The 14,939-nt window shown below is 46.7% G+C and carries 10 protein-coding genes; 4 read left to right on the top strand and 6 right to left on the bottom strand.

The window, feature by feature from the left end; translation table 11 throughout:
* The first annotated feature begins 19 nt into the window (after positions 1-19).
* A complete protein-coding gene (locus tag AB4Z08_RS02060) occupies positions 20-163 on the top strand; it encodes a hypothetical protein (RefSeq protein WP_441572108.1) in 144 nt (47 codons plus the stop codon).
* 69 nt (positions 164-232) lie between these two features.
* Here AB4Z08_RS02060 and AB4Z08_RS02055 read toward each other — a convergent pair whose 3' ends face one another.
* The gene (locus AB4Z08_RS02055; protein WP_441572107.1) at positions 233-1,336 is read right to left on the bottom strand and encodes an alkene reductase; all 1,104 of its coding nucleotides are present in this window, start codon (positions 1,334-1,336) and stop codon (positions 233-235) included.
* Positions 1,323-2,444 carry an alkene reductase gene (locus AB4Z08_RS02050; RefSeq protein WP_441572106.1) on the bottom strand — a complete coding sequence of 374 codons (1,122 nt, stop codon included), beginning with the start codon at positions 2,442-2,444 and terminating at the stop codon, positions 1,323-1,325. The genes AB4Z08_RS02055 and AB4Z08_RS02050 overlap by 14 nt, the downstream gene beginning before the upstream one ends.
* Positions 2,445-2,536: 92 nt before the next feature.
* On the opposite strand from AB4Z08_RS02050, the gene AB4Z08_RS02045 reads away from it, so the two are divergent.
* Complete coding sequence (locus AB4Z08_RS02045; protein ID WP_441572105.1) at positions 2,537-3,439, top strand: LysR family transcriptional regulator; 903 nt, start codon at positions 2,537-2,539, stop codon at positions 3,437-3,439.
* A gap of 36 nt (positions 3,440-3,475) precedes the next feature.
* Here AB4Z08_RS02045 and AB4Z08_RS02040 read toward each other — a convergent pair whose 3' ends face one another.
* Entirely contained in the window at positions 3,476-4,615 is a 1,140-nt protein-coding gene (locus AB4Z08_RS02040; RefSeq protein WP_441572104.1) for a helix-turn-helix domain-containing protein, read from the bottom strand.
* 229 nt (positions 4,616-4,844) lie between these two features.
* Here AB4Z08_RS02040 and AB4Z08_RS02035 point away from each other — a divergent pair, with 229 nt between their 5' ends.
* Both AB4Z08_RS02035 and AB4Z08_RS02030 read left to right on the top strand, forming a co-directional pair.
* Positions 4,845-7,721 carry a TonB-dependent receptor gene (locus tag AB4Z08_RS02035; RefSeq protein WP_441572103.1) on the top strand — a complete coding sequence of 959 codons (2,877 nt, stop codon included), beginning with the start codon at positions 4,845-4,847 and terminating at the stop codon, positions 7,719-7,721.
* Positions 7,722-7,748: 27 nt separating this feature from the next.
* Complete coding sequence (locus tag AB4Z08_RS02030; RefSeq protein WP_441572102.1) at positions 7,749-8,564, top strand: tyrosine-protein phosphatase; 816 nt, start codon at positions 7,749-7,751, stop codon at positions 8,562-8,564.
* Positions 8,565-8,682: 118 nt separating this feature from the next.
* On the opposite strand, the gene AB4Z08_RS02025 is transcribed toward AB4Z08_RS02030, so the two are convergent.
* The 3 genes from AB4Z08_RS02025 to AB4Z08_RS02015 form a co-directional block, all read right to left on the bottom strand.
* Positions 8,683-9,837: an MFS transporter gene (locus tag AB4Z08_RS02025; protein WP_441572101.1), complete on the bottom strand. Its 1,155-nt coding sequence runs from the start codon at positions 9,835-9,837 to the stop codon at positions 8,683-8,685.
* A gap of 146 nt (positions 9,838-9,983) precedes the next feature.
* Positions 9,984-11,438 (bottom strand): rubredoxin, encoded by a 1,455-nt coding sequence (locus tag AB4Z08_RS02020; protein ID WP_441572100.1) that lies wholly within the window; start codon positions 11,436-11,438, stop codon positions 9,984-9,986.
* A gap of 2 nt (positions 11,439-11,440) precedes the next feature.
* On the bottom strand, positions 11,441-14,938 hold the full coding sequence (locus AB4Z08_RS02015) for a molybdopterin-dependent oxidoreductase (RefSeq protein ID WP_441572099.1): 3,498 nt from the start codon (positions 14,936-14,938) through the stop codon (positions 11,441-11,443).
* Between the last annotated feature and the right edge of the window lies 1 nt (position 14,939).

The following is a 14,939-nucleotide window of genomic DNA, read 5'->3' as shown; positions in this document are numbered from 1 at the left end:
AACCATAATCTGTACAATCATGAAAAAGAAAATCAATTCAAAACTGAAGCTCACAAAAATCACGGTGGCAAGTTTGAGCAAAGCACCGCAGGAAACAGATAAACAGCGCACATTGCCAACAACGCGGTTTATCAGCTGCGGAGAAACTTTTTGGGTATGCTAATAGCCGGTTACCCAATGGCTCAAGTTTTGTTTTAGTCATTGAACCCGCCGTAGTGGCGGGTTCTTTTATTTAAGCCTTTGCTGTTGTTTCATACACGGGGTAATCTGTATACCCATGCGCGGCTCCTCCATAGTGTAAGTTCCTGTCTGGTTCATTCAGCGGCCAGTTGTTTTTCAGGCGGGCAGTAAGATCCGGGTTGGCAATAAATGCTTCTCCGAATCCAGCCAGGTCGATTAACCCATCAGCTATAAATTGGTTCGATTTCTCTTTATCCATTCCGCCGGTCAGGATAAGGGCACCGTTATATTGTTTTCTGAACCGGGCGAGGTAGCCATCGGGTAAAGCGTAGCTGCCTCTTGACTTTTGATCCATGATATGCAGGTAGGCGATATTGCGTTTGCTTAATTCTTTGGCCAGGTAACTATAGGTTGCTTCCAGCTCTTCATAGTGCGGCATTTCATGCAAACCGCCATAAGGCGTAAGCCGGATGGCTACTTTATCCGCACCGATGTTGGCAATGCTGGCATCAATCGCTTCCAGCAGGAAACGACTGCGGTTTGCTATACTGCCGCCATATTCATCCGTGCGGTTATTGATCTGCGGGTGCAGAAACTGTTCTATCAGGTAGCCATTGGCGCCATGCAGTTCTACGCCGTCGAAACCAGCGAAAATAGCATTCGTAGCTGCGTTGGCAAAATCCTGTACTACTGTTTTTACTTCTGCGGTGGTTAATGCGCGTGGGGTAGAGCAGGGCACAAAACTTTCTTTCCCGTTTTCATCATAGCCCCAGGCAAAAGAATGCGCGGCAGCAATATTGGATGCACTCACCGGTGCGATGCCACCGGGCTGATTGGAAGTATGAGACACCCTGCCCACATGCCAGAGCTGCGTAAATATTTTGGTGCCGGCCTCGTGAACAGCCTGTGTAACCAGCTTCCAGCCTTCCACCTGTTCCTGCGTAAACAGTCCGGGTATGTGTAATACGCCCGCAGCTGTGGCAGAAATCGAAGTGCCTTCTGTGATAATTAATCCTGCATTGGTTCTTTGTTGATAATACAGCGCATTCATTTCATTCGGAATCCCGTTTGGATTGCGGGCACGGGTCATCGGCGCCATCACGACCTTATTTTTTAATGTCAGGTGCTTGCTGTGAAATGGTTCAAATAACGACATCTGCTGTGTGTTTAATGATGGAATAATCCGTATAGCCTTTGGCGTTACCTCCAAAGAAAGTTGTTTTGTCTGGTTCGTTCAGTGGTAAGTGATGTTGCAAACGATAGGGGAGGTCGGGATTGGCAATAAACGGTCTGCCAAATCCAATCAGATCTGCCCATCCTTTGTCCAGTGCTTCCATGGCCCTTCCGGCGGTATATTTACCGGAATAGATCAGGGTACCGGAAAAGGCGCTTCTATAGGCTGTTTTAAAATCCAGCGACATGACCGGTGCATTGTCCCAGTCAGCTTCCGCGATATGTATATAGGCAATGCCGATTTCTTCCAGCACTTTTGCGGCAGCGATGTAGGTTTCTTCCGGATGGTCGTCCATGGCACCCATTAAAGTGGTTAAAGGGGCTTGTCGTACGCCTACTTTATCTTTTCCGATAGCGGCAGCTACGGCAGTCACCACTTCTTTCAGAAAACGCAAGCGGTTTTCCAGCGAGCCACCGTATTCGTCTGTCCGGTGATTGGTTTGTGAATCAATAAACTGTTCTATGAGGTAGCCATTGGCACCATGCAGTTCCACGCCATCAAAGCCGGCGGCTATCCCATTTTTAGCTGCCTGTGCAAAATCGTTTATAATGGCCTTAATTTCCGCTTTTGTCAATTCCCGGGGCATAGAGTGCTGTATCATTTCACCCGCTCCATTTTCGGCTCCTTTGCCTGCAGGATCAGCAAATACTTTTACGCCTGTTGCCAGGATAGCGGAAGGAGCTACCGGGGCAGCGCCGTTTTCCTGTATGGAAGTATGGGATACCCGACCCACATGCCACAGCTGCGCGAAGATGATCCCGTCATTTTCATGTACGGCAGCTGTTACCTGTTTCCAGCCTGCTATTTGCTCCTGACTGTAAATACCCGGTGTCCAGGCATATCCCTGTCCCTGCCGGCTGATTTGTGTGCCTTCACTGATGATCAGCCCTGCTGAAGTACGCTGACGGTAATACTCCGCCATTAAAGCAGTGGCTACCTCTCCTTTTGCCGCCCTGGAGCGGGTCATTGGCGGCATCACGATCCTGTTTTTCAGGGTCAGTCCGCCTAGTTTATAGTCTGTAAAAAGCATGTTCTCTTGATTTGATAAGGCAAAATTGACGCAAAAAGATTCATTATCATAATTATTTAACTTATACCTTTGTATCAGAAAAATGATAGTGTATGGGAATAGATCTGGAATGGTTACGCACATTTAAAGCCATTTATGAACATGGAACACTTACCGGGGCAGCACAGGCACTGTTTATCTCACAGCCGGGCGTGAGCCTGCACCTGAACTCCCTGGAAGCATATACCGGGTATAAACTGTTTGACCGCTCAGCCAAAAAACTGGTGCCCACCGAAAGAGGGAAAGTGATCTACAACTTTGTAGAAGAGCCCTTGCTAAAGCTGGAAAATGCAGAACAGCTTTTTCATAAAAGCACTAAAACAGAACGGTCTACCATCAGCATCGGGATGTGTTTTGAAACGTTTCAGTACACACTGGAAAAGTATATTGCCACCCTGCCTTTTAACGTCATCATCAAATTCGGGGAATATCACCAGATGATCCATGACCTGGATAAAGGATTGCTGGACCTGATCATTACTCCGCAGAAGGGAGAACAGAAGAACCTGGAATTTCATCCGTTTTCAAAAGAACGGATCGTATTGATAGCAGGAGAGAAAACCGATACAAAAGCGCTAAAAGCCCTCTTGAAAAAGAAGGATCTTGCAGGAGCAGAAAACTGGCTGAAAGAACAAATCTGGTACAGCACCGCAGCTGATATGGAACACCTGAAGAAGTTCTGGCAACTGAATTTTAAGCATCATCTTGATTTCAAGCCCAATTATATTGTGCCTAACATGTGCTCTATCATTCGCTGTTTAAGCGGAGAAACCGGCTATTCGGTAGTACCTGATTTTTTATGCAGACAGGAAATTGCTGCCGGCAAACTACAACTGGTATGGGAAGGGGATCCGATCACAGAAAATACCCTGTATTTCGGTTCCAGGAAGAAAACGATGTATGCAGCAGAAATAAAACAGATACAACAGATTTTTCTGAAGGAGCATAAAGCATAAAGCTATGGAAGCGGATACAATAGCGATGCCATATGCTTATATCTTCGCTTCCATAGTTTTTTGCTTTACGCCTTCTGCTTTCAGTTCCCCCATATATTCAGTAGGTGTAAGGCCGGTAATCTTTTTAAAATACTGGTTGAAAGAAGATTTGGCTTTAAAGCCGCAATCATAGGCCAGTGTCAGCACATTTACCGGCAATGCTTTTTCATTCATAAACCGGATCTGTTCTGTGGCCCGCTGTATACGCCATTCATTGATGTACTGATAAAATGATTTGCACGCATAGCTGTTCAGCGCTTCAGAGATATGGTATTTGCTGATACCCGCACCCTGCGCCAGTTTATCCAGGCTCAGTTCTGCGTCTGTAAATATTTTTGTTTTATGGAGATGTGCTTCCAGCGTTTGCAGGATGAGCTGATGTTCGGTCGTAGTGAGCAATGTTTTTCGGGTAACAGCTATTTCAGCTGCTACGGGGATATCCGCCACAGCTGTTTCTTTTACAGGTGGCGTCCCCATGATCCCTACATATTTGTAACGGATAATAACGAGACAAATTACTAACAGTAAGGAATACACGATGTCTCTGCAAATAATAGTATGCTGAACGGTAATGATATTACCTGATTGCCCCAGTTTAAATACCAGTGAAATGGTGCTAATACTCATCAGCAGGTAACTGATACTGTTGATCAGCTTTTTCTCCTGAAGCTTGTCGCCCAGGTGTTTCCGGCTGATACGGATCGCCAGCGCCGGAAAAAGAAAGCCCATCAGCAGGATCGTCCAGGTGGTAGACTCATTGTAAAAGTATAATACTGCATGTCCTGCTGCTGCTGACCAGGCCAGCACACACATCACCGTCAGATAGCCTATTGCGCCACCAATAAATGGAAGAAATACATACCAGTGAGAAGCCGGAATAAAGCTGGCATCCTGCTGCCGTCGTGCATATAAATATAGTAACGGGCCATAGCAAAAGCCAATGAATGTATTCATTTGCGTTCGTACATGGTCATCTTCCACAAAGGAGTAGATAAAGAATTTAATTGCCAGATGTGCGGCAATACTACATAGCAGCAGTATCAGCAGAAAATCTGCTTTGCTCCGCAATTTGCTGCTGCATAATAACGCAACAGCAGTAAGTGCCTGAAATGCCCCGATGGCAATTACATATATCATAGCCTGGATATGCCACCAAAGTAGAGAAGCAATATTACCGGAATGTTAAACCATGCATTTTGCCATACCCATATGCTATTTGGTAATGATTTGGTAACACATGTTAAGGCATTGGTTTTCAACGAAAGTTGGTACGTTTAAGCGGATGAATACGGGTACAGGTACCCCTTGTTGTATGCGGTCGCCGCATTGACGCACAGCCACCACTTTTGCTGAAAATTACCTTCATATGAATCACATTTTTATGAAATTATCCCATCCCCGCTGTTGTATATTGGCGTTGTTGCTGGCAACGGCAGGAACAGTGCAGGCGCAAACAATCAAAGGGGTTATTGATGGCAGGGAAGGACATTTACCCGGCGCCTCCGTAAAGGCTGCCGGTATCCCATCAGGTACTGCCACAGACCTAAACGGATCGTTTACACTGAATGTACATACCACCGGTAAAATCACTTTGCTGGTATCTTATATAGGTCATGAAACAAAGAAGCTGGAACTGCAGGTAAAATCCGGTATCAATGATGCCGGTAATATTTTACTCTCACCTACCGGAGGTAAACTCGGCGAAGTGCTGGTACACGGTACCATGGCACCTTCTCAGGTAAAGGCGCTGAGCATTAAGAAAAACTCCCTGGCGATTATGGAGGTGATTGCAGCAGATGCCATCGGTAAATTACCGGACCGTAATGCAGCAGAAGCCGTACAACGTGTGCAGGGCGTGGCAGTAGCCCGTTACCATGGCGAAGCAGATGCTGCTACCGTGAGAGGTACACCATTTGCCTGGACGTCTACGATGTTCAATGGTAGCCGTTTACCCAGCGCCAACGTATTGGGCAACCGCAACTCAGTACTTGATGCGGTTCCTTCTGAAATGATCCAGTACGTACAGGTGGCCAAAGCCATTACGCCTGACATGGAAGGAGATGCGATTGGTGGATCTATTAATTTTATTACCCGCACCGCACCAGCTAAAAGAACACTGAATGTAAGCGCCGCCGGTGGTTATAATACCTTCTCCAAAAATGCTACCTACAATGCTTCCCTGGTTTATGGAGATCGCTTCTTCAAAGACAAACTGGGCGTAATGGTAGCCGGTGCTATCTGGGACCGGCAATGGGGTACGGATGCCTATGAGGTAACGTACAATACCGGCTTGCCGGATCCGGTACAGCAGAAATCTATCAGCACCGTATTACTGAAACGCTATATGGGCAAACGGCAAACGTATGGCGGTAATATAGGACTGGAATATAAATTCAATGCAGCCAATAAAATATTCCTGCGTGGTTTGATGGATAAATTCAATGATATCCGCCCGGTATATGAATCTTATGTAGACTATAACAACAATCGTTTTCAGTACAATTACCGTTATTCCTATTACCAGACGGTATTGAACGGAGGTGAGCTGGGTGGTGAACATCAGCTGTCTTCCAAAGTAAAAATGGACTGGACTGTGAGCGACTACTACACCAAATATTTCCTGGAAACGCCGCCTACCAATAGTGACAAAGGATTGCCTATTGCCACTTTCCGGCAAAAGATCAATGGCGGTTTCAATAATCTTTCTTCAGATGGTAAAAGATACTGGGGCTTTGATTCTCCACAGGGTATAGGTGGTGATCCCCTGCATTTTGATGCCGGTATAAAGAATCCGACAGAAGTGATGGATCCGGCGAAGTTGACCTTGCAGCAACTGGTCATTGCACAACTGGACACAAAGGAAGAAGATAAAACAGCCCAGCTGAATTTTAAGGTAAATGCATCTTCCAGGGTGAATCTGAAGTTTGGTGCCAAATACCGGCATAAAGACAGATCAGGCATGTATGGTTCCAACATTGTATACCTGCCCGGCGCGGCATTGGGCATCCCCAAATCGCCGGATCTGCTGGTGCTGAATCAGTTGCAGCGCACCGACTTCCCACAGCGCAATGGCTTCTTCCAGGGCATGGGCGGCAATTATAACTCCTTTATTATGGATCCCCTTACCAAACAACAGTTGTTTGATTTATACGATACCGCGGCTTTGCGCAAAAACGGATTTGGGAATTATACCTCCGCTTCCAATGCCACCAATATTTATACCGGCACAGAAAACGTAGCCGCCGCCTATGCAATGGCGGAAATTGATTTGACAGATAAACTGAAAATGATTGCCGGCATAAGAAATGAATATACGGCGTTTACGCTGCATGGATCCAAAGCCACCACCGCAGGTACACCTAAAGCGACTACGGTAACACCAGCAACAGTAAATAATAATTACAACGCGCTGTTGCCGATGTTACACCTGAAATATAATATCAATGATCAGGCTAGTCTGCGTGCAGCCTATACCCGTACTTTTATCCGTCCTAATTTCACGGATCTTACACCGGGACAATCAGTGGATAACACCGGATCTACCATTACCATCACCAAAGGTAATCCTGACCTGCAACCTACGTTTTCCAATAATTTCGACCTGATGGGAGAATACTATTTTTCCAATATAGGGCTGCTCTCCGGAGGTGTTTTTTACAAACAGATTAAGAATGTCATTTTTGCCGACAAAAGCTATTATACAGAGAATGGAAATAACTACGTGGTAGCGCAGGCGAAAAACCTGAACAACGCGTCTCTCGCCGGACTAGAAGCAGGTATTAATAAACGGTTTGATTTTCTGCCGGGATTTTTCAGTGGCTTCGGTGCAGAGTTGAACTATACTTTTATACACTCTGCTGTAGATGTTCCCAGAACAACCAATGGGGGCAAAGTAAGTGACCGGACCAGTTTGCCGAATCAGTCCAAACATCTTTTCAACAGTATCCTGTTCTACGAGCGCAAAGGTGTAATGGTGCGCATTGCCGGCAATTACCGCGGCGCATCAGTAGAAACACTCAACCAGCAGTTGGGAAAAGATTTTTATATCTGGACAGATAAAAACTTTACCGTAGATGCATCTGCCACAGTAAGCATTACAGCCAGCATTAAAGTGTTTGCAGAGTTGAACAACATCACCAATGAACCGTTAAAAACGTACCTGGGCGATAAGCGCCGTATTACTGCTACAGAATGGTACGGTAGCCGCGGCCAGGCAGGGATCCGCTGGGATATCATCAAATAATATTCTCCAAAAAATAAAAATAGCAACATGAAAAAAATAGTATTGGCGTTGGTTATCGCTATGCCATGTGCAGCTTTTGCTCAACTATCAGACAGTGCCCAACGCGTGGTACGCATGCAGGGTACCGTGAATTTCCGCGATGTAGGTGGATATAAAACTACCGATGGTAAGCAGGTGGTATGGGGAAAAGTATTCCGCTCCGCAGATGTGAGCCATTTAACAGACCAGGATTTGTTAGTGCTGGAACAGAAACATATCCATACTGTGATTGATTTTCGTGGTGTAAAAGAGGCGGCGGTAGCGCCGGATCACCTTTTGCCACATACCGATTATCAGCTATGCCCTGCTGGCAGCGATAGTTTACCGGGCGCTGCTCAGATGGGAGAGATAATTAAGAGCGGTAATTTTCTGGAGAAGTTCTACGGCAACACCCAATATCTCGGTGCGCGCTACAAACCATTGTTTCAGAAGTTACTGACTTTACCCGCCGGCGAATCCATTATGTACCATTGCACAGGTGGCCGCGACAGAACAGGAATGGCTACCGCCTTATTCCTGTATGCATTGGGTGTGCCACAAAGCACTATTGAAGCAGATTTTACAGCGAGCAATGTATACCTGATGCCGATGAATGCGAAAATGTTTAAAGGCATGCAGCAGAGCACCGGCCTGGATGAAGAAACCATCCGTAAGGCACTGGAACTGAAACCGGAATTGTTACACAGTTTGTTTGACGCGATTAAAACGAAATACGGAACTGTGGAGAATTTCTTTGAAAAAGAATTAGGAGTGGGGGAAAAGGAGCGGGCAATATTGAAACAAAAATATACGGCTGGTATTTAATATCTTCTTAATGCAGCGGAACACACTGGTTGTTGCTCCGCTGCATTTACGTTCCGCTGCATTTAATGTCCCGCTGCATTTACTAAAAGCTAAAAGCTAATGGCTAAAAGCTGGATCGCTATTCCTCCAGCTTTCTTACCATCAACACAATCAGCAGTCCGCATATCGCCATAATGGCAAATGAGAGGCGCAGACTGGTAGCCTGGGCTACAAATCCGATTAGTGGCGGCACTACCAGGAATCCCAGGTAGCCGATGGAGGAAATAGAGGCAAGTGTTTGTCCGCTGTTGGTATTTTTTGATTTACCTGCCAGGCTGAATACCAGCGGCACCACGCAGGCAACCCCTAATCCTGCAAAAATAAACCCTATGCCGGCAGTAACCGGATAAGGCAGCAGAATAGCCAGCAGCAAGCCGCTGAGGATAAGCCAGCCACTATATAACAAGATAGATTTGATCCCAATACGTTTTACCAGTTTATCGCCCATGAAACGCCCGGTGGTCATGGCTACCATGTAAATTACAAACGCTGCTACCGCAGTGGCGTTGCTGGTGCCCACCACTTTCTGGAAATACAATCCACTCCAGTCGTACATCGTATTTTCCGTTGCCATGCAGGCAAAGCAGATCAGCGAATATTTCAGTAATGATTTATCCGGCAGAGAGAAGGCGGGCTTTTTTACCGTGCTTTTTACCGGTTGATCAGGGAACGTTTTGGGGTAATAGTACACCGTGAATACCAGGAGCAGCACGCTGACCATCAGCAGATGATAAGAAGGGGCTACGTTCATGGTCACCATCAGTAAACCGGTGAGCGCTCCCACAGACCCTGCCACACTCCAGATCCCGTGAAAGGTTGTCATGATAGACCTCGAATACAGGTGCTGCACCGCTACCGCCTGGGCATTCATAGACAGGTTCAGCAGATTACGGGCTGAACCAAAACAGAACAATACCAGCGCCAGTTGTGCAATGCTGTTTGCAAAACCCGGTAAACTCAGTACCACGTTAAATACCATGGCGCCAAACATCATGATCTTACGGCTGCTGAAATTACCCAGCAGCTTGCCGGTAACAGGCATGGTGAGCATCAGCCCTATAGGCAGGGCAAATAATACAGCCCCCAGCTGCGCTTCATTTAAGTGCAACTGCTGCTTGATAGAAGGAATCCTGGAAGCCCAGGAAGAATAACCTAATCCGGAAATAAAAAAGAATACAGAAGTGGCGATTCGGTATTGCCGTGCATCGGTTTCGTTATGAATATCTGCTAACATGATCTGCGGTACACACCTGTTTGCGGCGCTGAAGTTGGCAAAATTAGCTAAATCTGAGGAAAAAGTAGGGATAGATTGTCCGGTTGACACGGAAAGTACCGCTGGTATTCAATTTGCGGTAGAAATTTGTGATCTTGGCCACAAAATTAACCGGCGGCATGTAATGCGGCCTCATTCACCTCCTTAAATTCGCTCAACGGCGCTGCACATACAAAACATTCGTAATCCCCCGGTAAATCTTTAAACAACGTACCAGCTGCTACCTGTTGTTCTGCATCGCCTACAGCTTCATCATATACGGTAAGACAATGCCGGCATTGATGTACCTGTTTTTCCGCCACGGGTATTGTTACCAGCGAATGCTGTTCCCTTACATAGTGTTGTAGTACATTCGCTTCACTTTTCTGTTCATAAAAAGTTTTGCATAATGCTACAATGTAAGGCCCCAGGTGCTCTTTAGATACCCCTTCGCGGTATAGGAGCAGCTGCGCGGAATTGGCGTTGTAATCAGCGGTGTACAGGATATCATAGCGTTGCATGTATTTGAGTTTGCTGCCATGTTTGTTTTCCTGTTTGCGGATCACTACTGTACCAAAAAGACTGGCGGGGCGATTGATTCTCACGCTGAAACATAATCCGTAGGTACGTACATCCGCGGTATCGAAATAGCGGATGATATGCCGTTTCAGAATCAGGCCATCTTCACAGTTGTCTTCTACCTGCCAGTTAAGTTCATTGGCAGCATGACGAACATTGATACCATGCTTTCCCAGCACATAATCCCATAGCGTACGGTGAATGGCATCTATGTTTTTAATGATGAGTGATTTCCAGGGAGTGGCATATAGCTGCCCGGTGCGGGTTTCCAGGCAAATGGTACATACTTCTTTCAAAAAAGGAATGGGGAAATCTTCATCGCGGCGATAGATGCCCAGCCAATAGCTGTTATCGTATTTATTAAATCCTTCGTAGTAAGGTAAATGAAATGCCGGCAGGTCTGGTTCCTTATCTTTAACGCGACTGATATAGGTCAACGTTTTTTTTATATCTGCATACACCTCCTCAGGGGAATCACCATTATTGAGCGCTGCTTCCACCTGTTTGCTCACAGCTGCAATATTGTTGGTATAGATTTGTTCCGGCCATGCAAATAACTGCTGACTGCCCGGCACACGGATATACAAATACCAGTAATGCAGATTGGGAGAAGTAATCCAGTTGATATGCCCGGTGAATAAGGGTACAAAGGTTTGCTGACTGTCACAGATGTTTATCTTTAATGCCGGGGCATAATCAAAAAGATTAAACACATCTTTGTAGATGCCTTCACTTAACCAGCTGTTGTGAATGAAAATGCCTGCTGCCGGATATGCGCTCATGATATTAGGCGTGTCGGCAATGTTGATCTGTTTTTCGGCGCACTGGCTCTTAAATGAAGCGACGCATTTATCGGGAATATCTACAAGTAGTTGCTGCCGCAATCCGAAACGGATATGCGTAGCCTGCGCGGCGCTGGCAGTATCCAGAATTTCCAGCAGATACCCCGGCGAAATAATGCCGCCGGTGAAATTGATGGGGAAAGTATGTGTGAGTTTCGCCATAGTTATACGAGTGCTGCAACGTTTTTTGGAATAGATTTCTCCAGCAATGCCTTTACTTCCGGCTTACAGCTGCCACAGCCCATACCGGCGCCGGAGGCCTGACATAGTTGTTGCAGGTTGTTGCACCCGGCAGCTATTTTTTCCATGATATTACCTTCTCCTACATTACCACAGGAGCAAACCAGTTTGCCGATAACGGGTGTGCCTTTTTTGCCGGAACGTAATAGCTCCAGTCGTTTATCTGATAGCTCAATTTTTTGTTGAATAAGATCCCTGAATTCAGCGAACTCTGATTTGTCGCCGATCAGGATAGCGCCCACTAACCTGTCCTGGTGAATGATACATTTTTTATAATATCGTTTTGCTTTATCAATAAACACCACTTCTTCATAAGCCGGATCTTTAGGGGTTTCTACCATGCCCAGTGAGCAGAGGTCGGTGCCATGCATTTTAAGAATGTTCATAAAAAGAGAGCCCTGGTAGTATTGGCTGATATCACCGTTCAGATAGCGGGCCACTACAGCAGCCTGTTGTTCCGCTGCAGCGGTGATGCCATACAAGGTACCGTTGAAAGCGGCTATTTCTCCGATGGCATAAATATCGGGATCGCTGGTTTGGAGATATTCATTTACGACTACGCCACGATTGCAAAGCAATTGTGCCGCCTGTGCCAGTTCTATGTTAGGCACGGTGCCAATAGACATCACCACCGCCTGGCAGGGAATGTATAACCCACTTTTCATACGTAATCCTTCGAGTTTGTCCTGGCCGGAAAAACGATCAATTTCATCATTGTAATAAATGTCAATACCCCTGTCGGTCAGCTCTTCGTAAAGGAGTTGTCCGCCGAGGGTATCCAGCTGCCGGTCCATCAGCCGGGAGGTACGTTGTATAACGCCAACGTCTATATTAATTTCTTTGAGAGATGCTGCCAGCTCTATCCCTAATAATCCTCCACCTACGATCATTACTTTCCCGTGTGCAGGATCTATATGCTGTTTGAAGGCGTCTGCATCCATGCGGGTGCGCATGGTAAAAATACCCGGAATAGGCGGAATGTCCCGAAGGGTAGCCGCTCTGCTGCCGGTAGCCATCAACAGGATGTCATACGTATGTACCTGACCGTTACTATCGGTTAATAATTTGTTGGCCCTGTCAATATGTGTGATGCTCACACCGCGGTGGAGCGTAATGTTATGGGCCGTTTCTTCTGCCCTTGTCATCTTAATCAGTTGTTTCCATTGCTGGGTACCACTGATATAATCAGGCAGCATCACCCGGTTATAGAACGGGAGATTTTCTTTGCTGAATACCACTATTTCATCGGTGGTATTCCCTTCCCGGTACGATTTTACAAAGCCGCAGGCGCCTGCCCCAGCGCCGATGATCACAATTTTCTGTACCGGTTTCTGATAGCGTTGTACCTGTACGGCAGTGTATTTAAAGTCGGGTTGTTTGGATATCGGGTCCAGCAGGTGGTTGGTGAGATTATTGGCCCGGTGCAAATCGTTGTTGAGTATTTTGCCCCAATGCATCGGTAAAAAAACCACCCCTTTTTTAATGGTGTTGCTGAGTTGTGCTTTTACCCGTACTTCTCCTCTGCCATTGTGAATGGTTACAATGTCATCTGCCTGTATGCCCCGCTGTAGAGCATCTTCGGGATGTATTTCGAGGAAAGAAGAAGATATATGTTGTTTCAGTTTACTCACTTTTCCGGTTTTACTCATGGTATGCCACTGATCGCGTATGCGGCCGGTGGTGAGTATCAACGGCAATTCTTTGGTAAGTGATTCTGAGTGGTTGGTATCTTCAAAGCTGTGGATAACTGCTCTGGCATCAGGTGTGTAGAACTGATGATCTTCAAACAGTCTTGCCGTACCATTGCCGGAGCGGTAAGGCCATTGTATGCTGCGTTCAGCTTTTAATGTTTTATAATCCAGTCCGCTGATATCTATGTTGGTACCGGCGGTTAACCGGCAATGCTCTCTATATATATCCGACATATTCGTATAGTCGAAGCCGTGATAACCCATTTTTTGTGCAAAGCGGCAAATGATCTCCGCATCGGGTAATGCTTCACCAGGTGCATCTGTGAGTTTAGTAAGATAGCTGATGCGTCGTTCTGCATTGGTCATGGTGCCTTCTTTCTCTGTCCAGGCGGCGGCCGGCAGTACTACATCGGCATAACGCAGCGTTTCCGGTTTATTGGAAATTTCCTGCACCACCACAAATTTGGTTTTTAGGAGTCCGGCTTCGGCAAAACGAACATCCGGTAGACTTACCAGCGGATTGGTACACATGATCCAGATCGCTTTTAGTCTGCCATCGTGCATGGCGTTGAACATTTCTGTTGCAGTGAGACCGGGCTTGTCTGATAACGTTGTACCGCCCCAGAAGTCCTGCACTTCTTTGCGGTGTTGGGGATTATTGAGTACCCGATGTGCGGGTAACAGGTTGGAAAGCCCTCCTACTTCCCTGCCTCCCATGGCGTTGGGTTGCCCGGTTAAGGAAAAAGGACCGCTGCCGGGTTTGCCGATATGGCCGGTGATCAGGTGTAGATTGATCAGGCTGAGATTTTTGTTTACACCTACCACGCTTTGATTGAGTCCCATAGTCCATAGGGTCATGAATCCGGTGGCATTGCCTATGTAATCTGCGGCGGTGTAAATATCTGCTGCCGCAATGCCACAGATGGCAGCAGCTTCTTCAATGCTGCGCTCCATCAAGGTGTCCTTGTATTGATCAAATCCGTTGGTGTGGGCCTGTATAAAGGAGCTGTCGGTATGGCCGGCGGTGATGAGTGCGCGACCAATGGCATGGTGCAGTACAATGTCGGTGCCGGGATTCACCTGCAGGTGCAGGTCGGCTGCCGAACAACTTTGTGTAACACGCGGGTCACTGACAATAATTTTCAACGCGGGATTTGCGGCTTTTGCGGCTTCTACCCGCCTCCATAAAATGGGGTGACACCAGGCTGGGTTGGCACCAGCGACAAAGATGCAATCGGCCAGTTCTATGTCGTCGTAAGTGCCGGGTACCGCGTCTTCCCCCAACGCCAGCTTATAAGCAGCTACTGCGCTGCTCATGCATAAACGTGAATTGGTATCGATGTTGTTGCTGCCAATAAATCCTTTGATGAGCTTATTGACTACATAATATTCTTCCGTGAGGCATTGCCCGGATGCATAGAAGGCTACGGCATCCGGACCATGTTTTTTGATGATAGCAGCAAATACGGCTGCCGTTCTTTCCAATGCCTGATCCCAGGTAACCCTTTGTCTTGGCAGGTTACGATGGTATCGCATTTCCGGATACAGTAGCCTGTCTGATGTATCCATAACGGTATAATGCAGGTTCATGCCTTTGGAGCAAAGCATGCCTTTGTTTACCGGGTGTGTTTTATCACCTTCTACATGCAGCTTTCCCTGCCGGTCCTTATGTACTACTATTCCACAGCCTACGCCACAGTAACAGCAGGTGGTTTTAAATGATGCTTGCATG

Origin of the sequence: Chitinophaga sp. RAB17, from assembly GCF_052114225.1 — a bacterium.
Lineage (GTDB): Bacteria > Bacteroidota > Bacteroidia > Chitinophagales > Chitinophagaceae > Chitinophaga.
Note: the sequence above shows the minus strand (reverse complement) of the source record. Positions and strands in the feature narration are given on the sequence as shown.